The organism is Rhodococcus sp. FG69 (assembly GCF_057808915.1).
Window position 1 is genome coordinate 1 of record NZ_JBMDIX010000039.1, and the last position, 19,317, is coordinate 19,317.

20 protein-coding genes are annotated in these 19,317 nt (G+C 63.5%); 10 read left to right on the forward strand and 10 right to left on the reverse strand.

Annotated features, from left to right (window positions below):
- Positions 1–93: 93 nt before the first annotated feature.
- Both ACODSO_RS23915 and ACODSO_RS23920 read left to right on the forward strand, forming a co-directional pair.
- Positions 94–525, forward strand: a complete 432-nt coding sequence (locus tag ACODSO_RS23915) for a DUF1707 SHOCT-like domain-containing protein (protein ID WP_489039157.1) — start codon at positions 94–96, stop codon at positions 523–525.
- Between the two features lie 2 nt (positions 526–527).
- On the forward strand, positions 528–1,235 hold the full coding sequence (locus ACODSO_RS23920; protein WP_489039158.1) for a haloacid dehalogenase type II: 708 nt from the start codon (positions 528–530) through the stop codon (positions 1,233–1,235).
- Between the two features lie 75 nt (positions 1,236–1,310).
- On the opposite strand, the gene ACODSO_RS23925 is transcribed toward ACODSO_RS23920, so the two are convergent.
- From ACODSO_RS23925 to ACODSO_RS23935, 3 genes are all read right to left on the reverse strand, one after another.
- Positions 1,311–2,735: an HNH endonuclease signature motif containing protein gene (locus ACODSO_RS23925; protein WP_489039160.1), complete on the reverse strand. Its 1,425-nt coding sequence runs from the start codon at positions 2,733–2,735 to the stop codon at positions 1,311–1,313.
- Between the two features lie 97 nt (positions 2,736–2,832).
- Positions 2,833–3,222 carry a VOC family protein gene (locus tag ACODSO_RS23930; protein ID WP_489039162.1) on the reverse strand — a complete coding sequence of 130 codons (390 nt, stop codon included), beginning with the start codon at positions 3,220–3,222 and terminating at the stop codon, positions 2,833–2,835.
- Between the two features lie 277 nt (positions 3,223–3,499).
- On the reverse strand, positions 3,500–3,877 hold the full coding sequence (locus ACODSO_RS23935) for a VOC family protein (protein ID WP_489039163.1): 378 nt from the start codon (positions 3,875–3,877) through the stop codon (positions 3,500–3,502).
- Positions 3,878–3,932: 55 nt separating this feature from the next.
- Here ACODSO_RS23935 and ACODSO_RS23940 point away from each other — a divergent pair, with 55 nt between their 5' ends.
- Positions 3,933–4,775: a DUF6597 domain-containing transcriptional factor gene (locus ACODSO_RS23940; protein WP_489039164.1), complete on the forward strand. Its 843-nt coding sequence runs from the start codon at positions 3,933–3,935 to the stop codon at positions 4,773–4,775.
- Positions 4,776–4,844: 69 nt separating this feature from the next.
- Here ACODSO_RS23940 and ACODSO_RS23945 read toward each other — a convergent pair whose 3' ends face one another.
- Positions 4,845–5,387: a nucleotidyltransferase family protein gene (locus ACODSO_RS23945; RefSeq protein WP_489039165.1), complete on the reverse strand. Its 543-nt coding sequence runs from the start codon at positions 5,385–5,387 to the stop codon at positions 4,845–4,847.
- Between the two features lie 165 nt (positions 5,388–5,552).
- Between ACODSO_RS23945 and uraD (ACODSO_RS23950) the strand changes: the two genes are divergently transcribed.
- The 4 genes from uraD (ACODSO_RS23950) to pucL are packed head-to-tail and all read left to right on the forward strand — an operon-like array spanning position 5,553 to position 9,215.
- The gene (uraD, locus tag ACODSO_RS23950; RefSeq protein WP_489039166.1) at positions 5,553–7,457 is read left to right on the forward strand and encodes a 2-oxo-4-hydroxy-4-carboxy-5-ureidoimidazoline decarboxylase; all 1,905 of its coding nucleotides are present in this window, start codon (positions 5,553–5,555) and stop codon (positions 7,455–7,457) included.
- Between the two features lie 9 nt (positions 7,458–7,466).
- Positions 7,467–7,970: a 2-oxo-4-hydroxy-4-carboxy-5-ureidoimidazoline decarboxylase gene (gene uraD / locus ACODSO_RS23955; protein ID WP_489039167.1), complete on the forward strand. Its 504-nt coding sequence runs from the start codon at positions 7,467–7,469 to the stop codon at positions 7,968–7,970.
- Complete coding sequence (uraH, locus tag ACODSO_RS23960; protein ID WP_489039168.1) at positions 7,967–8,293, forward strand: hydroxyisourate hydrolase; 327 nt, start codon at positions 7,967–7,969, stop codon at positions 8,291–8,293. Before uraD (ACODSO_RS23955) ends, uraH begins: the two co-directional genes overlap by 4 nt.
- Before the next feature lies 1 nt (position 8,294).
- On the forward strand, positions 8,295–9,215 hold the full coding sequence (gene pucL / locus ACODSO_RS23965; protein ID WP_489039169.1) for a factor-independent urate hydroxylase: 921 nt from the start codon (positions 8,295–8,297) through the stop codon (positions 9,213–9,215).
- 93 nt (positions 9,216–9,308) lie between these two features.
- On the opposite strand, the gene ACODSO_RS23970 is transcribed toward pucL, so the two are convergent.
- Both ACODSO_RS23970 and ACODSO_RS23975 read right to left on the reverse strand, forming a co-directional pair.
- Positions 9,309–9,938 carry a DUF2461 domain-containing protein gene (locus tag ACODSO_RS23970; protein WP_489039170.1) on the reverse strand — a complete coding sequence of 210 codons (630 nt, stop codon included), beginning with the start codon at positions 9,936–9,938 and terminating at the stop codon, positions 9,309–9,311.
- A 10-nt stretch (positions 9,939–9,948) separates the two neighbouring features.
- Positions 9,949–11,499 (reverse strand): PucR family transcriptional regulator, encoded by a 1,551-nt coding sequence (locus ACODSO_RS23975; protein WP_489039171.1) that lies wholly within the window; start codon positions 11,497–11,499, stop codon positions 9,949–9,951.
- Between the two features lie 150 nt (positions 11,500–11,649).
- Between ACODSO_RS23975 and ACODSO_RS23980 the strand changes: the two genes are divergently transcribed.
- Together ACODSO_RS23980 and ACODSO_RS23985 are read left to right on the forward strand one after the other, a co-directional pair.
- Entirely contained in the window at positions 11,650–12,459 is an 810-nt protein-coding gene (locus ACODSO_RS23980; RefSeq protein ID WP_489039172.1) for an FAD binding domain-containing protein, read from the forward strand.
- Positions 12,456–15,152, forward strand: a complete 2,697-nt coding sequence (locus ACODSO_RS23985) for a molybdopterin-dependent oxidoreductase (RefSeq protein ID WP_489039173.1) — start codon at positions 12,456–12,458, stop codon at positions 15,150–15,152. Before ACODSO_RS23980 ends, ACODSO_RS23985 begins: the two co-directional genes overlap by 4 nt.
- Here ACODSO_RS23985 and ACODSO_RS23990 read toward each other — a convergent pair.
- From ACODSO_RS23990 to ACODSO_RS24005, 4 genes are all read right to left on the reverse strand, one after another.
- Entirely contained in the window at positions 15,101–16,195 is a 1,095-nt protein-coding gene (locus ACODSO_RS23990; protein ID WP_489039174.1) for a lysylphosphatidylglycerol synthase transmembrane domain-containing protein, read from the reverse strand. The two genes, ACODSO_RS23985 and ACODSO_RS23990, sit on opposite strands and share 52 nt — an antisense overlap.
- Positions 16,192–16,629: an Lrp/AsnC family transcriptional regulator gene (locus ACODSO_RS23995; protein ID WP_068380711.1), complete on the reverse strand. Its 438-nt coding sequence runs from the start codon at positions 16,627–16,629 to the stop codon at positions 16,192–16,194. Before ACODSO_RS23995 ends, ACODSO_RS23990 begins: the two co-directional genes overlap by 4 nt.
- 84 nt (positions 16,630–16,713) lie before the next feature.
- Positions 16,714–17,427: a CPBP family intramembrane glutamic endopeptidase gene (locus ACODSO_RS24000; protein WP_489039175.1), complete on the reverse strand. Its 714-nt coding sequence runs from the start codon at positions 17,425–17,427 to the stop codon at positions 16,714–16,716.
- The gene (locus ACODSO_RS24005) at positions 17,427–18,644 is read right to left on the reverse strand and encodes an NAD(P)H-binding protein (RefSeq protein ID WP_489039176.1); all 1,218 of its coding nucleotides are present in this window, start codon (positions 18,642–18,644) and stop codon (positions 17,427–17,429) included. The genes ACODSO_RS24000 and ACODSO_RS24005 overlap by 1 nt, the downstream gene beginning before the upstream one ends.
- Positions 18,645–18,712: 68 nt before the next feature.
- On the opposite strand from ACODSO_RS24005, the gene ACODSO_RS24010 reads away from it, so the two are divergent.
- Positions 18,713–19,312 (forward strand): ribulose 1,5-bisphosphate carboxylase large subunit, encoded by a 600-nt coding sequence (locus ACODSO_RS24010; RefSeq protein ID WP_489039177.1) that lies wholly within the window; start codon positions 18,713–18,715, stop codon positions 19,310–19,312.
- Positions 19,313–19,317 lie beyond the last annotated feature (5 nt).

The following is a 19,317-nucleotide window of genomic DNA, read 5'->3' on the forward strand; positions in this document are numbered from 1 at the left end:
CGTGCAACCAGGCTCCGCCATCACCCAGGGCACCGTCCTCGCCGAACTGAAGTAGTACTAAAAGTACGCGACGTCCGGGTTAGTCTGTCTGTCATGGCAGACAACCCGGACGTTCGCATAGGTACGGCCGAGCGTGAACAGGCGCTCTCGAACCTCAGTCAGCATCTCAGCGACGGACGTCTCACTCTCCCTGAATTCGACGAGCGTAGCGCGGTGGTCGCAGCCGCGACGACGCGCGGACAACTCGATTCGGTGTTCACAGACCTTCCGACTCCCTCGCTCGCGCCTACCGACTCGCGTCCGCTCGACATCTCGAGGTCGACCGAGCCCGCCACGACCCCCGCCCAGCCCTCCGCCGACGACGGCTGGGATTGGCGCAAGGCAGTCATGGGCGCAGCTCCCATCATCGCGTTGATTCTGTTCTTCGTCGTGCCGGTGTCCAACAGCTGGCTGTTCTTCCTCCTCATCCCGCTGGCGGGCGCCCTGCTGTTCGGCGGGGACCGCTCGAAGAGGCGCGACCGCTAGCTGTGTCCACAGAAGCAAGGGTGCCGAAAGCTCTGCTGTTCGATGTCTTCGGCACAGTGGTCGATTGGCGCACGAGCATCGCTGCCCACTGCGCGGCAGCACTCCCTTCCCACACCGATTCCTACGCCTTCGCCGATCGCTGGCGCAGTCTGTATCAGCCCGCGATGGAGCAGGTGCGCTCAGGCGTCCGAGACTTCACTCGCCTCGACGACCTGCATAGGGAGAGCCTGCGAACAGTACTGTCGGAGTTCGACATCACCCTGCCCGACGAAGAAGTCAATGCCTTGAACTTCGCGTGGCATCGACTCGAGCCGTGGCCCGACTCCGTCGAGGGCATCGGGCGCTTGAAGTCCAGGTTCGTCGTCGCACCCCTGTCCAACGGCAACATCTCGCTACTCCTCGACATGGCAAAGAACGCCGGGCTGCCGTGGGATGCGATCCTCGGCGCCGAAGCCGCCCGCGCGTACAAGCCGACGCCCGAGGCCTACCTCCGCACCGCAGACATCCTCGGGCTTGCTCCGCAGGACTGCATGATGGTCGCTGCCCACAACAGCGATCTGGCTGCAGCCAGGGACTGCGGCTTCGAGACGGCGTTCGTCCGTCGCCCCCTCGAACACGGGGACGCACAGATTACCGACCTTGCCGCAGAATCGGATTGGACCTACAGCGTCGATTCGATCGCCGATCTCGCGGAAACACTAGGGTGCTGAGCGTGTCTGGGATTCTGGACGTGTCTGGGATTCTGGGCGTCTACGGACCATGCGAGGCGACGGTCGTAGCGTGATCTACGCAGCCGGTTTTCGGCGACGATGATAGCTGGGGACGGGTTTACGCTCGGGGTCAATTGAGGCCGGCGGGACGACATAGGGGTGCCCATCATCGCCGATGTCCACCGTCCAGCCATTGTTGTGGACGTCTCGATGGCAATCGCCGCACAACAGAACAAGATTGGTGAGATCCGTTGCGCCGTCGTTGCTCCAGAACACTAAGTGGTGGATATGACACCACTGCGCAGGCAGACCACATTTGACGCAGCAGCGGTCGCGGACTTTGACCGCTACGCGTTGTTCTGGCGTGGCCAGGCGCACAGCGCGACCCATGGCGAGCGGAATGCCGTGGTCGTCGAGAATGATTGGCTGGAGGTCAGCGTCACACGCGAGTAGTCGGGCAAGGCCAGCACTGATGGGTCCGGTCCAGTCGAGGTGAAAGGGCCATTCTGGATCGCCCATCGACGGGCCCGATTCCTTCGCGGCGGGTGCTGTTGCACCGCTGCTTGGACATGCACTTCCGGCGGCTGCCTTCGCCAGTAGGTCACGAAGCTTCACAGTGACGTTCACACGGGTGGGCGACGTACCGGTGCCCGATTGTCCGCGCAGATTCTTGTCGAGGATGTGGTCGAGCGCGTCAGCGTTGCGCTTGGAGGCGCTCCGGGGGTCACGTGCGCCGTCGGACGGTCGCGGGTGTGAGTGCTTCGACAAAGATGCCCGAAGCTTCTCGGCGAGGACGGCGTCCACATCCCCTCGGATGGTGGTGCGACCGTTGCTGTGCAAGAACAGATCGAGCTTGTTCAGTGCAGGATTCTCCGATACCCGGAGCGGCGGCGGATCGAGACGATCGTCGTCGACCTGATCGGGCCGACGGTCGTCGTCCTCGCGCTCGCGGGTCGGCATGTCCTGATCACGCTCCTGCTGTCTACGTTGCGCTTGCTCGCGCCTCTTCTCTTCGTAGCGTGCACGTGCGTCGTCCGCTGCGGCGTGCCCCAGCTCCTGCGCTCGCTCGCGCACTCTGTTCGAGGTGCTGACGAAGGCGGTGTCGAGTAGGTCCGTGACGGCGTCGGCGATCCGTTGCTGACTCAGCGTGGGATCGGAGGCGCGAATGTGCTTGTAGCCGTCATGGATTTCTTTGACGTGGGCTGAATGTATGTCGCCGGACGCGAGTGCGTCGATAACCGTCGGCCATGAGGTGAGCCAGTTGGCAGTGTCGAATTGACGATCGGCGTTGCCCCGTGCAACACGTGTTCCGTCAGCGAGCCAGTGCGATGGGTTGGAGCACCCGAGCTTCAGGTTGAGACCGCGGCATGAGAACTGCGCAAGCAGTGCGAATTTGTGCGCAGCCGACTTACTTTCGGCCTGGGTGATCGCCGCAATGCCGCTGATGATCTCCTGGTCGGAGAGCCCGTCGGCGCTGTGCACATCTCCCAGTTGCTCCATGGCGCAGAAGTTACAACACACCTCCGACAAAGAAATTGGTGCAATGAGGTGCTGGTCGGCAACGTCCCGGCCGACCGCACGGAGAACCTCGAGCCGATCACCGACTCTCACCGAGATACGACCGGGTCAGCACCTCGATGAGGTGTCCGCTCGGGTCGAGGAAGTAGACGCCCCGGCCGCCGTGCCCGTGATTGACACGCCCCGGCTCGGTCATCCGAGGGTCTGCCCAATGCTCGGTGTGCCAGTGGAGAAGCCGGCGGTATGCGGCGTCGAAGAGCTTGTCGTCGACTCTGAACGCGTAATGCTGACGCTGGACTTTGTCGACTTCCGGGGACGCAAATTGAATCAATGTCCCATCATCGAGTTGGACGTTCGAGAACGGCCCCCACGATTCTGCTTCCGGCAGGGCGAACAAGTCCCTGAAGAACTTCGAGCTGTCGAGGTGGTGCCTGGACACGATGATGAGGTGATCGAACGAGATGGACAACGCTGCCTCCGGGGCAGTACGACGCCTCCATGTCTGACGCAGTCCGTCATCGACACGCGACGTTGGCCCGTATCATGCCTATTCCACGGCATACCGGTCAAGAGCGAAAGTTGTGATCCACATCCGCCCATGGCGAACGCACAACGTCGTCGGGACTGCGAAGTCAATCTCGGGCTCCTCTGTTCCCCGTCGCGACGGCGATGACGGCGATGACGGCGATGACGGCGGCCCGGTGCTCGCGTCCGAGCACCGGCGAACGCCCGGGAACCAGTGTCCTTCAGCCCCAGTTCTCCGCTTTGGTCAGGCAGAACGGATGCCCGGACGGGTCGAGGAGTACGCGCCAGGTCTCCCCCGGCTGATCGGTGGGCAGTGTCGCGCCCAGTTCGACGGCCTTGCGTGCCGCGGAGTCCAGGTCTTCCACCGACAGATCGAAGTGAAACTGTTTGCTGCCGTTCGGATTAGGCCACGCCGGAGCGTGATAGTCCTCGACGCGGCCGAAGCCGAGCGCGTGAGAAGGTCCGGCGAGCATCGCGTAGTCCTTTTCGGCGTGCACGATGCTCCACCCAAGCAGGGACGACCAGAACGATGCGCTCGCTTCGGGGTCCGCACAGTCCAGCGTGATCATTTCGAGCTTGGCGACGGCAGTATCTGTCATGTTCGGTCTCCTCGAGAAGTCGTTGCGTGTCGGTCCAGCCTTCTAGAGTCGGCCCATGACGGCTAGTAAAAATCCGACAGGCTCCACATCGACGGGCGCAGGTGTTTTGCGACCCGATCAGTTGGCCCGGCATGTCGACCTCGTCAGGCTGCCGTGCGCGCCGTCGCTCACGCCCTGGGTGGAGAACTACTGGATGCTGCACTGGGATCTTCCGGCCGGGACGTCGTACTGCAGTTCGACACTTCCACATCCTGCGCACACGCTCAGCGTCGAGAAAGGCTGGGTGCGAGACGGTGTCGCCGCTCTCGGCGGACCCGTCGTCGTGACCGGCGTTCTCACCCGCCGCTTCGACGTGACTCTCGCCGCGACCGGTTGGGTCCTCGGTATCAAATTTCGCCCCGGCGGCTTCACCAGCCTGACCGGTGCCGATGCCAAGTCTCTCCGAGATGCACCGGTGTCTCCGCCATCCTCGATTCCGACAGCGACGGTCGACGCGTTGGCCCAACTCGGACCGCACCTGAGGGCCGACGCCTGTCGCGAGAGTGCAGACTCGGCGTTGGAAAACCTCAATTGGACAACCGATCCCGAATACGATGAACTACTCGGCATCGTCGCGGCCATGTTGGACGATCGCACGTTGATTCGAGTCACGCAGGTCGAGGAACACTGCAATATCCGCGCACGTCGGTTGCAACGACTATTTGCGAAATACATCGGAGCGCCACCCAAGTGGGTCCTCGCGCGGTACCGCATCCACGACGTTGTGACCGAACTGGACGACGGGTACGACGGATCGCTCGCGGACCTGGCCGCACGATACGGCTGGTTCGACCAGGCGCACTTCTCGCGCGAGTTCACCGAACTCATCGGCGTACCGCCGAGCGCCTACGGGAGGTGAGTTCGAACTCCCGCAGTTCGCCATCGACACGCGACGATGGCGCCATCATGCCTGCGGCCTGCACATCGGTCACGAACGGTAGTCGTGGTCCACACCCGTCGCCCACTGGGAACACTCGACCACAACCACGTCGTTGCGACCTCGCAGAAACTCTCGCGCACCCTTGTCGCCCGTCGACGCGGACATGACCTCTTCCCAATGCCGACGCGCCAGGACGACGGGATGACCGGGCGAACCGTCGAACACTGCTCGTGCAATGCCCGAATCGCACGCACGGGCAGCTGCCAGCACAGCCCGTACCACCTCGGATCCGACATCGGGAGTGTCGACGACGTGCAGTACCGCGAAGTCTGCGTCGCCTGCCGCCGACAGACCCGCCTTCAGGGATGCGCTCATACCCGACGCCCAGTCCAGCGCCTCGACGGCGGAGGCACCGGCAGGCATCGGCGCGTCGGCAGCACCGAGCACGACGAGTACCTTCTCGCAGCCGCCGTCCAGTAGCGCGCGCACGGCGATATCGAGCCAGTCGCCGCCATGTGCGAGGACCTTCGGGGAGCCGTACCGCCTGCCGGCACCGGCGGCCAGCACCACTCCCACTGCGTCTTCCGACACCCGGCACCCTCCGTTTGGATGTTCGTACAAGGCTTGCGGCCCGGTGGACGGTGATTATTGTGCCCTCTCGACTCGCGACAACCGACGAGATGCCGGATTCTGAGAGCACTTCTCCTGCAGCGCCGCAGGAATTCATGCCCTGCTTTGCTACCGCGAGGTGTCCACATGTCCGTCCAACCCACCAAACGTCGCCGTGTTCATCCCGTCGACGAAGTCTTGCCCGTTCCGAAGCTTGCGGCCTACGGCTTCCAGCACGTCGTCGCGTTCTATGCGGGTGCCGTCCTGGTGCCGATCATCATCGGCAGCGCCATCGGTCTTACCAACGAACAGCTGATCCACCTGATCAACGCAGATCTGTTCACATGCGGAATCGCATCGATCATCCAGTCGGTCGGCTTCTGGAAGATCGGTGTGCGGCTGCCTCTGCTGCAGGGCGTCACATTCGCAGGCGTGTCACCGGTCATCGCGATCGCAATGGCCAACGGCGGAGGCACCGAGGGGCTGCTGTACGTCTACGGGGCGGTGATAGTCGCCGGCCTCGTCACGTTCTTCATGGCTCCGTACTTCAGCAAGCTGCTGCGGTTCTTCCCGCCCGTGGTCACCGGCACTGTCATCACCATCATCGGTGTTGCACTGCTGCCCGTCGCAGTGAACGACGCAGTCACCAATCCTGCTACACACGAACAAGATCCGACCAACGGTCGATGGATGGCCTACGCCATCGGCACCCTGCTGATCATCGTGCTGATCCAGCGGTTCTTCAAAGGGTTCATGGCGACGATCGCCGTTCTTCTCGGGTTGATGATCGGCAGCGCCGTCGCATTCGTATTGGGAGACATGAGCTTCGACGGGACCGGTGAAGCGTCGTGGGTCGGCTTCACCCAGCCGTTCCTGTTCGGTGCCCCCAAGTTCAGTCTCATCGCCATCATCTCGATGATCGTGGTCATGCTCATCATTGCTGTCGAGACCACAGGCAGTGTCTACGCCACCGGAGAGATCGTCGGCAAACGCATCAAGAAGGACGATATCGCGGCTACTCTCCGCGCGGACGGTGTCGCAACGGTCATCGGTGGCACCTTCAACTCGTTCCCGTACACGGCCTTCTCGGAGAACGTCGGACTCGTTCGCCTCACCGGCATTCGGAGCCGATGGGTCGTCGCGGCGGCAGGCGGCATCATGATCTTGCTCGGACTTCTACCCAAGACCGCGGCAGTCGTCGCGTCGATTCCACCTCCCGTCCTGGGTGGCGCAGCGCTCGCACTGTTCGCGACGGTCGCCGTCGTCGGCATCCAGACGCTCTCGAAAGTCGACTTCACCGACCACCGAAACCTCATCATCGTCGCGACCAGCCTCGGTCTGGCCATGCTGGTGACGATTCAGCCGAGCGTCTCCGAAGGTGTCCCAGCGTGGTTGGAGATGCTGTTCGGAAGCGGAATCGTCCTCGGCGCCGTTACTGCGATCGTGCTGAACGTCCTGTTCTTCCACGTCGGAAGTCGTGGGCAGGCTGTGGCGGGAGGCCCAGGTAAGGGCATCACCCTCGACAAGGTCAACGCCATGACGCCGGACGAGTTCGCAGCCACCTTCGGCGGTCTCGTCCAGGGCACGCCGTGGGTGGTCGAGCGTGCGTACCAGCAGGCCCCGTTCGCCGACGCCCACAGCCTGCGCGAGGCTTTCCAGGAGTCCCTGCTGGCGGGCACGACGGAGGAGCAGCTCGAACTCATCAACAACTACCCCGACCTGGGCAGTGAAGATGCGACCGGGACGCTCAACGCGTCCGATCACACCGGTCTGTCCAACCTCGAAGAAGACGAGCACGAGAACATCGTTCAACTTGCGGCCGAGTATCGGCAGCACTTCGGCTTTCCCCTCGTGATCTGCGCGCGCGAGACCGAACGATACGATCGAGTGCTTGCCAATGGGTGGTCCAGAATCGAGAACGCGACGGCCGCGGAACGTTCGTTCGCGATGATCGAGATCGCCAAGATCGCGAACTACCGCTTCGATGACCTCGTCGCCGATGCCAACCCCATCGCAGCAGCCCGATTCGGTCGCCTCACCGAGTACAGATAGCGAGATGCGTTGTTACACGAATGGATAGGCCTGGATGGCTTGAACAGGCTCTCGGATCGACAAGCGATGCACGCATTGTTCGAGTGCTGCTCGTCGTCGATCTGGGCGCGACGCGTCGCCGGCTCCCGTCCCTACTCCACCCGAGATCAGCTTCTGGACAGAGCCGATCGGGTTCTCGCGGAGCTGTCGGAAGCGGAGGTCGACAATGCGCTCGACGGACATCCGAGGATCGGAGACAAGGCCGACAACGCGTCGTCCAAGCGCGAACAGGCAGCGGTACAGAGCGCCGACGCCGCTGTGCTCACGGCGCTGGCCGAAGCAAACCGCAAGTACGAGGCCCAGTTCGGCCACGTATACCTGGTGTGCGCTACCGGCCGGTCTGCTCCGGAGTTGCTCGCTATCCTCGAGGAGAGACTGGGGAACGACCCCGAGACCGAGCGGCGGGTACTGCGAGTGGAACTGGCAAAGATCAACAGAATTCGGCTGAACCGCATGCTGGGACCGGAAGAATGAGCGGGCTGAGCACCCACGTTCTCGACGCGGTCAGCGGCCAGCCTGCCGTCGGTATTCGAGTTGCGCTTTTCAGTGGGACCAACAGTGAGATCTCGACCGCAGCCACCGATGGAGACGGACGGGTTGCCGAGTTGCTGTCTGGACCGATCGACTCCGGCACGTACCGACTTTCGTTCGACACCGGACAGTACTTCGAGCAACTCGGCACGCCGACGTTCTATCCGGAGGTGACGATCTCGTTCACCGTCACCGACCCGCTGGCGCACTACCACGTTCCATTGCTGTTGTCTCCGTTCGCCTATTCGACCTATCGCGGGAGTTGACATGACCGACCTGAACGGCAAGATCGTCCTCGGCGCCAATCAGTACGGCAAGGCCGAGAATCGCGTCGTGCGCATCTACCGAGACACCCCTCGACACGAGATCCACGACATCAACGTCTCCAGCGCCCTACGCGGAGACTTCTCCCCCGCACACCTCGTCGGCGATCAGTCGAACGTGCTCCCAACCGACACCCAGAAGCAGACCGCCTACACCTATGCCAAGGCGAAGGGTGTGCTGCACATTGAGAGCTACGGTCTCGATCTCGCTCGCCACTACGTCGACGACGTCGAACCCGTCGAGGGGGCGCGTATCGAGCTGGAGGAGTACGCGTGGCAACGAGTCGTGATCGACGGCGCCGAGCACAACCACACCTGGACGCGAAAGGGTGAAGAGATCAGAACCTCCGCCGTGACCGTCGAGGGCAAGAGCGAGAATCAGCGCACCTGGGTGATCAGCGGCTTCAAGGAGTTGATCATTCTCAAGTCCACAGGCTCCGAGTTCGCGGGCTTCCTCGCAGACGAACTGACAGTGCTCGAACCGACCCACGACCGAGTGATGGCCACGTCGCTGACCGCACAATGGCGGTACACGCGTACCGATGTGGACTGGGACGCGGTGTACGCCGGGGTCAAAGCAGCGATGGTCGAACGGTTCGCCAACCTGCAATCGCTCGCCCTGCAGCAGACGCTGTACGCAATGGGCCAAGCCGTGCTCGAGAAGTACCCGTTCATCGCGGAGATCCGCATGTCCGCGCCGAACAAGCACCACTTCCTCTACGACATCGGCCGTTTCGGCGTCGAGAACAACAACGAGGTCTTCAACGCCGACGACCGTCCGTACGGCCTCATCCAGGCCACCGTTGAACGCGAGGACGCTCCCGACGGCGGATCTGCTTGGCGCACGTACTCGGTAGTCGGGTAGGCGCTCCGCGCCAGTAGTCGGGTAGGCGCTCCGCGCCAGTAGCACGAATAAGTGCATCCCAATGCACTTATTCGTGCCACTGGGGCCGGGGCCCTACTGCAGAACCTGCTCCGCCCACTCGACCAACGGCGCCATGTTCCGCCACGCATCTCGAATACGGACCGCAGCGTCGGGAGTCTCCAGCCACGGGGGTGAACCGAAGTGCTTGCTGACCGTAAGCGTCTTGTGCCGGAGCAGGTCTATCCGCGGATGGTCCGCCTCGTAGCCCCGAGGCTTCGTCTTCAGCTGGTCTCCGCCGATGTCGAACCCTGACTTCCGCATGGCGGCCACGATGCCCTCGAGCTCCGCTCCGCGGACCTCGGTGTCGACGGCTTCGCGGAATCTGGCGATCCCCTCGGTGGTCGCGCCGTAGAACCCGCCAGCGACGAACAACCCTGCCGGGTCGATCTGCATGTAGTACCCCAAGCTCGGTCCCCTCGCGACGAACGCGCCCTGATGCGCCTTGTACGGCGTCTTGTCCTTGGAGAATCGGACGTCGCGGTACGGCCGAAACAGCTTGGCCGGGCCGAATTCCGGCTCCAACGCGGCCGCGAGTGCCGTCATCGGAATTTTCACAGATCGGTCGTAGACATCCTTGTGAGCGTTCCACCAGACTTTGCTGTTGTCAGCTTCGAGGTCCTCGTAGAAATCGAGCGCAGCAAACGGGATTCCGGTGAAAGCCATACGGGCGATTCTAGGTGGCGGGCGTACCCACCGACTCGAGCGCCAGAAACACATCGAGCCGGTCGGTCGTCGACCCGAGATCGCGCCCCAGCAACTCCTCGACTCGCTTGATCCGGTACCGGACCGTGTTCAGGTGCACGTGCAACACTTCGGCAGTCCGGTTCCACGACCCACCTTGCGCGAGAAACTCACGCAGGGTCTCCAGCAGCCCGGAATCTCCGTCGTACTCCAGCACCGGCCCCAGTACTCGCACCGCATATTCACGTCGGACCCGGTCGGGAAGTATCGACACCAGAGACAACGCCGAGTCCAAGTCACCTGCAGCAACGACCGCCACTTGCCGCTCACTGGCTCGGGCGACGTCCGCAGCGTGCCGCGCAGCATGGATCGCTCCTTCGAGGGCGGCTCCGGTCACCTCGGAGCTGACTCCGACGACCAGTCTGGCGCGGCCGATACCAGGAGCCAGTCTTCGCAAACGCGTCCGTAGAACAGGCACAATGTCGAGGCCCTTCGTCGCGACGATTCCGACGATGTCTCCTTTGGTTCCGCCTCCGACACATCGCCCGCCGAAGGACGTGAGAGTGTCCGACAGAACTGTCCTGAGCAATTCGTTCATGTCGCCTCGACCGACGAACGCCGCGCTGATCACCACCAGCGGCCGATCCGGATCCACTCCGGCTTGCCGAATACGGACGAGAGTTTCGGCCTTGGACCAATCCTCTTCGAGCAACCGCACCGCCTGATCGGCGATTTCGCGACGCACCAGGCGACCTTCTTCCCGACGGGCCCGATCGAGTGCCGCGATCGACGCGAGCTGACCGAACGCATCGGCGATGGGCGGACTGAATTCCTCGAAGTTGCCCGCAGCTGCGATGAACCAGCGCATCGCGCGCGACGACAGCGACGCCCCGACAGCGAAGATGCTGTATTCACGACCGCCGTCGAGGCTCACGGTGGCAGGCAGGCGAAGGGCTGACAATGCGCGATGGGTGAGCGCATCGACATCGGCGTCGGTGAACGGTGTGGCCTCGATGACCAAACGACGGCCCGTCGCGGTGAAGATCAAGCACTGCATCCCTGTTTCGCGGGTGGTGTGCAGCGCCAGCTCGTCGAGAGCTCGGCCCTCTGCCACCGCCGTCAACAGATGCCGCTGACGCATCAACGAGGAATTGAGTGCGGCGATTCGGTCGCCCGCGACACGTCCGACCAAGAACTCCGTGAGATCGCCGAAGGACACCGATTCGGGTACCGCCAGGAGCGGGAGGCCGTGACGCTCGCACGCGTCGACGAGATCGTCGGGTATGTGGCCGAGCAATCCCTCGCCGGCAGCCAATGCCGTAGCGCCCGAGCCGAACACCGCGGCGACGAAGCTCTCGGAATCGCCGGGCTCGCGCCGCCAGACGAGCCCCGTGATGACGAGTTCGCCGCCGGCAATGTAGCGAGACGGATCGGGAAGGTCCGTGGTGAACGTCCACCGCACTGTCCGGTCGAGCGCGTCCAGGTCGGTGGTGAGCAGTCTGATGCCGAACTCCGGCACGTCGAGCAAGTCCTTGACCTGCACGTATCCCCCCTCGCCTGCCCCTTGTTTGTACGAACGGACAATAGCGAGGACGTGTTTCGGCTGCGTTTCCGTCGTATCGCATCAGTACTCCTCCCGCGTAACAGTTGTTTACTAGGGTTGACGACGACTTGCATGTGAAGGTGGTGACGCGTGGACCTGGGGACTATCGAGGACGTCGTGATTCCCGACGGCAGGTCGGGGCTTCCCCCTGGCCACATCGACACCGCCGTCATGGCGGGCGGGACCTGGTTGATGTCGGAAAAACAGGACCATCTACGACGCCTGGTCGACATCACCGCGCTCGGTTGGGATCCGATCACGGTGGGAGACGGCCTCGACATCGCGGCGACGTGCACCATCGAACAACTAGCCCGAGCACGCTTCGACCGTGATTGGCCTGCAACCGTTCTCTTCGAGCAGTGTGCAACGGCCCTGCTCGCGTCGTTCAAGATCTGGAAGGTTGCGACGGTCGGTGGGAACATCTGCTTGTCACTGCCTGCGGGCGCGATGATCTCGATGGCTACCGCGCTCGACGGCGTCGCGTTCGTCTGGTCTTCCGACGGCGCCGACTACCGCATCCCCGTCGTGGACCTGGTGACCGGTCCGCACGAGAACGCTCTGCGAATCGGTGACGTCGTGCGCAGTATCGAGTTGCCCGAGCGGGCACTGTCCGCGCGCACCGCGTTTCGAAAAACGGCTCTGTCACCGCTCGGTCGGTCTGCAGCGGTCGTCATCGGGCGCATGGATCTCGACGGTCGATTCGTACTCTCGGTGACGGCGGCGACCACCCGCCCCTACGTCTTCCGATTCCCGACGCCTCCGCGGCCTGCCGAGCTGGTTTCCACTCTGGCAGAGGGCATTCCGGGCGCAGCCTGGTACGACGATCCACACGGCGCACCGGATTGGCGCAGGCACATCAGTCTGCGGTCGGCCCAGGAGATACTCGAGGAGTTGACGTGAAGGTCGGCATCAACGGAAGACCCACCGAATGTTCCCCTCGACCGGGACAGTGCCTGCGCACGATGCTGCGTGACCATGCGCACTTCGAGGTCAAGAAGGGATGCGACGCCGGCGACTGTGGTGCGTGCTCGGTGCTCGTCGATGGACAACCGGTGCACTCGTGCATTTTTCCGGCGTTCCGCGCGGCAGGTCGAGAGGTTGTCACGGTAGCGGGACTCGGCACGCCCGAGGATCTGCACCCCCTTCAGCGACGGTTCGTCGAGGCCGGTGGATTCCAATGTGGCTTCTGTACAGCAGGCATGGTGGTGACTGCGTCGACGCTGGACGCAGGCGACATGAACGAGCTGCCGGAACGTTTGAAGGGGAACCTGTGTCGCTGCACGGGATACCGGTCGATCGAGGACGCTCTGCGCGGGGTGGTGAACACCGAGAAGCCCACCGAAGGTCCGTCGTCGGGTCGGTCGCTGTCGGCACCGGCGGCTACGAGAATCGTCACCGGCACCGAACCGTACACGCTGGACTACACCCCCACGGGGCTACTCCATGCGAGCGTGCTGCAGAGTCCGCACGCGCACGCACGCGTCGTGCGAGTCGACACTTCTGCCGCCGAGGCAATGCCCGGCGTCAGACTCGTCCTCACCTCGGCCGACAGTCCCGATCGCGTGTATTCGACGGCTCGGCACGATCAACGCACGGACGATCCTGACGACACTCGCCTCATCGACACCGTGATGCGCTTCAAGGGCCAGCGGGTGGCCGTCGTTGTCGGCGACACACTGGCTGCGGCCGAAGCGGGGTGCCGAGCGATAGTCGTGGAGTACGAACCCTTGCCCGCGGTGTTCGATCCCGCCGAGGCGTCGTTGCCGGGGGCGCCGTTGGTGCACGGCGACAAGGGACCCGAGTCGAGGATCGGTGACCCCTCACGCAATCTCGTCGCCGAACTGCACGGAGGTACCGGGGATGTCGATTCCGCTGTCGCGGCCGCCGACGCAGTAGTGACCGGTCGTTACCGAACACAGCGGATACAGCACGTGCACCTCGAAACGCACGGCACCATCGGGTGGATCGACGACGAGGGTCGACTGACGTTGCGTACCAGCACCCAGGTTCCGTTCCTCGTGCGCGACGAAATCTGCGAAATATTCGGGCTCGGCCAGGACAAGGTACGTGTGTTCACAGCTCGGGTCGGCGGTGGATTCGGCGGCAAGCAGGAACTGCTGACCGAGGACGTCGTTGCGCTTGCGGTATTGAAGACAGGATCCCCGGTCCAGTTCGAGTTCACCCGCACGGACGAATTCACCGTCTCACCGTGCAGGCACCCGTTCCAGATCGACGTGACTGCCGCCGCGACCGCCGACGGTAGGTTGACCGCCCTCGCCATCGACGTCGTCACCGACGCCGGTGCGTACGGTAATCACAGTCCCGGGGTGATGTTTCACGGGTGCAGCGAGTCGGTGGCGCTCTACCGCTGCGCGAACAAGCGGGTCGATGCCAGGTCCGTGTACACCAACAACATTCCCTCCGGCGCCTTTCGCGGGTACGGACTGGGCCAGGTGATTTTTGCCGTCGAGTCCGCCCTGGACGATCTTGCCCGCGACCTGGACATCGACCCGTTCGAGTTCCGCAGACGCAACGTCGTCGTGCCAGGCGACCCGATTGTCGCCGCGCACGTCGAGGGCGATGATCTGATTTTCGGTAGCTACGGCCTCGACCAGTGCCTGGATCTCACGGAACGTGCTCTGCGATCGGGTGACGGTGCCGGCGCACCCGACGGGTGGAAGGTCGGCGAAGGAATGGCCGTGGCCATGATCGCGACGATCCCCCCGCGTGGCCACGTCGCGGAGGCGTCGATTGCGTTGCTGAGCGATGGCTGCTACGAGATTCGTGTCGGCACAGCAGAGTTCGGGAACGGGACGACGACGGTGCACACTCAGATCGCGGCGACGGAACTGCGCACATCGCCGGAGCGCATCGTTGTCCGTCAATCGGACACAGACGCCACCACATACGACACCGGCGCGTTCGGATCGGCAGGCACCGTGGTGGCAGGGAAGGCGTTGTACGCAGCAGCGCAATCGATGTCCGGCCGCATTCGAGACCTCGCTGCCTCCGCCTCCGGGTGTGCGGCGCAGTCCTGCGAACTCGGCCCCGAGGGCGTCCAGTGCGGCGAACGGTTCGTTTCCTTGCCGGAGATCCTGGCCGCCTCCGGCGGAACTCTCGTCACCGTGGGCGACAGTGGCGGCGTTCCGCGGTCGTTGGCCTTCAACGTGCAGGCGTTCCGCGTTGCCGTCGAAGAGTCGACCGGCACAGTGCGTATCCTGCAATCCGTTCAGAGTGCCGACGCCGGAACCATCATGAATCCGCAGCAGTGCCGCGGGCAGATCGAGGGTGGGGTCGCCCAAGGCATCGGATCTGCACTGTACGAGGAGATCAAGACGGACGGAGCCGGCACGGTCGTCACCGATTCCATTCGTAGCTATCACGTTCCGCAGTTCGCGGACATACCGCGCACCGAAGTCTTCTTCGCCGACACCTACGATCAGCTCGGTCCGTTCGGCGCGAAATCGATGAGCGAATCGCCGTACAACCCGGTCGCCCCGGCGCTGGCGAATGCGATCAAGGACGCCGTCGGCTCACGTCTCTACGAGTTGCCCTTGTCCTCGGAACGGGTATGGAGATCATTGGACGGCTGAATCCTCGGAGCCAGTTCGGTGGGGACCCGCCAGTTCTTCGTCAACCTCCAGTAGAGGTACGCGATCAACCCGAGCGGAATCGGTAGGAACCACGTTGCGAACCTGAACAGCAGAACGGCAGCAACGAGTTCCGCCTGCGCGCTCGCGGCCAGTCCGGCACCGAGCACCGCGATGAGCGCGGCCTCCGCCACGCCGAGCCCACCAGGAGTCGGTGCGACGAACGCAGCGAGCCACATCGCGCCGAATGCGATGACGATACGATCCCAGCCGATCTCGTCGTGGCCCAGTCCCGACATCCGAACTGCGACGCCGAGCACCAGCGCTCCGAGTAGCTGAGACAGCAACATGGTCGCCGTCAGCGCACGCCAGCACGTGCGCACTCGGCCGAGAAGGTCGACGCGAAAATCGGCGATGACCTGTTCCATGTCTCGAGGTCCGATCCTGGTGAACCGCCTGGCCAGTGCGTTACGGAATCGCGTGAGCACCCGGCCGATTCGGCGCGCGAATCCGTCGTTGGTGATGATCAACGCGATCATCAGACAGACGGCCGACACGACGACACATGCCCCTACCGCGATCAGTACCGTGGAGCCGGTCACGGAACCGAACGTCACGAGCACGACCAGTGCGATGGACATCAGCACGTACCGCGACAGGTTGGTCCAGATACCGATCGCGATGATCGACGTCGTACTGTCGGACAGTCCGAATCCCCAGGACCGGTACATCGCGAAGGTCAAACCTGTTGCGACGGTCCCGCCTTCGGGGACGGTGTTGGCGAGTGCAAGCGATGCTGTGCGGGCCACGCCGGCTTGGCGCATGGACAATCCGGGAAGTGTGTAGACCATCGGCCGAAACATCGACGCGAGATACACGAGCCCTAGTCCCGACACGATCAGTACCTGAGCGAGCGAGATGGAGTCGATGGCATTCGACACCTCGTCAGAGCTGCCCACAGTGCGGTAGAGGAGCCACATGACGAGCCCGACCACGCCGTAGGAAAGAACGGCGGACAGTACCTTCCGGACTCCGGACCGGGTCATCGGTCGTAGAAGGTCTGCAGAATGATGGTGCTGCGAGTCCGCACGTTCGCGGTAGCGCGAATTTCCTGCAGGAGATGTTCGAGGCCGCGTGGGGATTCCACTCGAACGAGTAGAACGTAGCTCTCTTCGCCGGCTACGGAGTGGCACGATTCGATGGCGCTGATGTGCCGAAGCCGGGCCGGTGCGTCGTCGGGTTGCGCCGGATCGATCGGAGTGATGGCGACGAACGCCGACAACGGTCGCCCTAGTGCTTCTGAATCGACCTGCGCGGTGTACCCGCGGATGACGCGTCTGGACTCGAGTCGGCGCACTCGCGACTGCACGGCCGACACGGACAGACTTGCCTTCTCGGCGAGGGTTGCCAGGGTGGCACGCCCGTCCGCGACGAGTTCGTCGATGATCAACCGGTCGATCCGGTCGAGGTTTTCGCTCACCTGCGCAATGTAGCTCAGACAGGTAACTTTCGGCCTATCGGACCGCAGACAAATCATTTTTCAAGAGAGATAGTTTGTTTTCGATCATGATACGAACAGAGGGGGCAGAACGAAGACCATCACCGTCGACCAGGCAACATGCGTCAAGATCGGCGCAAGTATGCCGCCCGACGCGCGCCTCTGCAGTGCCAGGACGAACCCGAGGGTGATGGCTGCGAACGCCAGCATCGGATTGCCACTCGCCAATGTGACGACGGTGTAGACGATCGTCGAGATGAGCACCGGCTTCTTACGACCGATGGCCGCGAACAACGCTCCTCGGAAGAAGATCTCTTCGGCAACACCGTTGAGGAGAGTGATGAACACGATCAGTGCGAGCGGCCCGAACCGGGCGTGTGCCAGGACGTTTTCGGTGAAGTCGGCGAGTGGGGGAATCTGGCGCACGACCAGCGCGCCTGCGACGAATACCGCGCCCGCAGCGAGACCGATCAGAATCGGCGTGACGATCGGACGTCGCATCGATCCTTTGAAGGTGATTCGCCCCAGGTGCAGCGGGCCGGAGGCGAAGCCGCCGATGATCCATGCCGCCGCCAGACCGATGGTCAGGGGGTAGAACGCGCTGTCGCCGGGGCTGACGGACAGCGACACCCCCAGCAGCGTCGCCCCGACGACAAGTGTGACGACTACTACGATCCGTCGACGGAGGAACGCCCTGTCGGTTTCTTCGTGGTTTCGATCCACCTTCTCCACGAGAGCGGATCGGACGACGTCTCTGACGCTCGTCTGCCAGGACGCCATCACACCTCCGTTGTCTTGTCATCCAGCTGTGACGGTTCTTGGGGTTTGTCGTCGTGCAGCACGCGTCGTATCACCGATCGTGCGCGGTCCGAAACCCCGTCGACGACGTCCAGGTTGGTGCGGACCACAGCGGCCACCGGCCAGGAATACAGAAGCTTGGTCGCGCCGAGCGACTCCAACAGGCTCCATGTCTGTCCCGACGAGGCTGCCACCCCGTACCTGCGGATGCCGAGTTCGTCACCGCCGCTCCATGCGGCATCGGTCACCGCCAGTCGCAACGGGTCCTTGAGCGCACGCACCCCGGGCGGTGTGCCGACCGTGCCCTGCACACTTCGGTGCATAGCGCTCTCCACGGTGGTCCGGCCGCCTGCAGGTTCACCCGCCAGCTCGACGATACGGTCCTCGCCGGTGGTCATCGTGTTGTGCAGCGAATCGACCAGGTCCTCCGCCAGCGCGTCCGGTAGCGGGATGATCTTGCCGATCACCCGACCGGCGAGCGAGGTGGGGACACCCGGCATCGATACCCCGACCCGCGTCAAGCCAGCAGCGTCGACGTAGGCGAACAGCAGGTCCCGGTAAGGAACGACGTCGGGGCCGCCGATGTCGTACGCACCTGCAGGCACGGTCGATCGCGAAGCCAGCAGGTAGAACAGCACATCGTCGACCGCAATGGGCTGAACGGGGTGGCTCAACCACGCAGGCAACGGCAGGACGAGAAGCCTGTCCGCGAGGTAGCGGAGCATTTCGTACGACGTGGAGCCCGCGCCCAGCACTATCGCCGCCTTCAACCAGACGAGCTCGACGCCGTCCACGCTCAGCGCCGTTCCGACGTCTGCTCGGCTCGCAAGATGCTCGGAGAGCTGCTCGTCGTCGGGAACGAAGCCTCCCAGGTAGACGATTCTCTTCACACCTGCGGCAGCCGCAGCGGCGGCGAACTGCTGCGCCGAACTTTTGTCCTGAGCCCGATAGTCCGACTGCCCGATCGCGTGCACCAAGTAGTACGCGACATCGATCTGCCCAGCGGAGGCGAACCCGTCTTTCAGCGAACCTTCGTCACTCGCATCGAGTTGGCACGGCTGCACGTCGTCCCACCAGTCGAACACGCTCAGGCCGGCGGGATTCCTCGACGCTGCGACAACCGTGTCACCGTCGTCGAGCAATGCTGCGACCAACCGCGACCCGATGTACCCACTGGCACCGGTGACGAGAACTCTCATGCCTCGAGGCTAACCGCATCCGCGCGGTGCCGCCGACGACGAGGGGGCCCTGTGGCATTGTTCGTGTCATGGCACTCGAGCGTGCGGGCGTGCGGCTTCCCGATCTCAACAGCGGTTTCACCGTCGTGAAGATAGGACTCGACATTGTCCGATCGAGTGCCCGGTGGTCCATCGACACTGCTGTTTTCGCGTTCGAACTGCCAAGTCGGGTCGAAGCGCTGCTCGACGATGTGTCCGCGCTTCTGGTGCGCGTCAACACTGTCGTCGACGCCGCCAACACGGTCGTCGCCGAGGTCGCCACGACGACGCGGTCCGCGGAGGACGTCGTGGATTCGGCATCCAAAGCCTCGGTCACCGCGCTCGGCTTGGTCGAACTGTTCGATCCCATCGCACAACGATCCGCGCCGATGGCGAAGAAGTTCGTCGAGAACCTGGACGAGGACGAGATAGATGCGGCGATCGCGATGGTCGATCAGTTGCCTGGGCTCGTCGCACACATGGAGGCGGTCATCCCTATCCTGGCCACGTTGGATACCGTCGCCCCCGAGATCCACGAATTGCTCGGCGTCACAAAGGATGTACGACGGGCTGTCATCGGGATCCCGGGGTTCAAATTCTTCCGTAACCGCGGCCAGGACAAGTTGGACGACGAAGACATCCAAGACTGACTCGC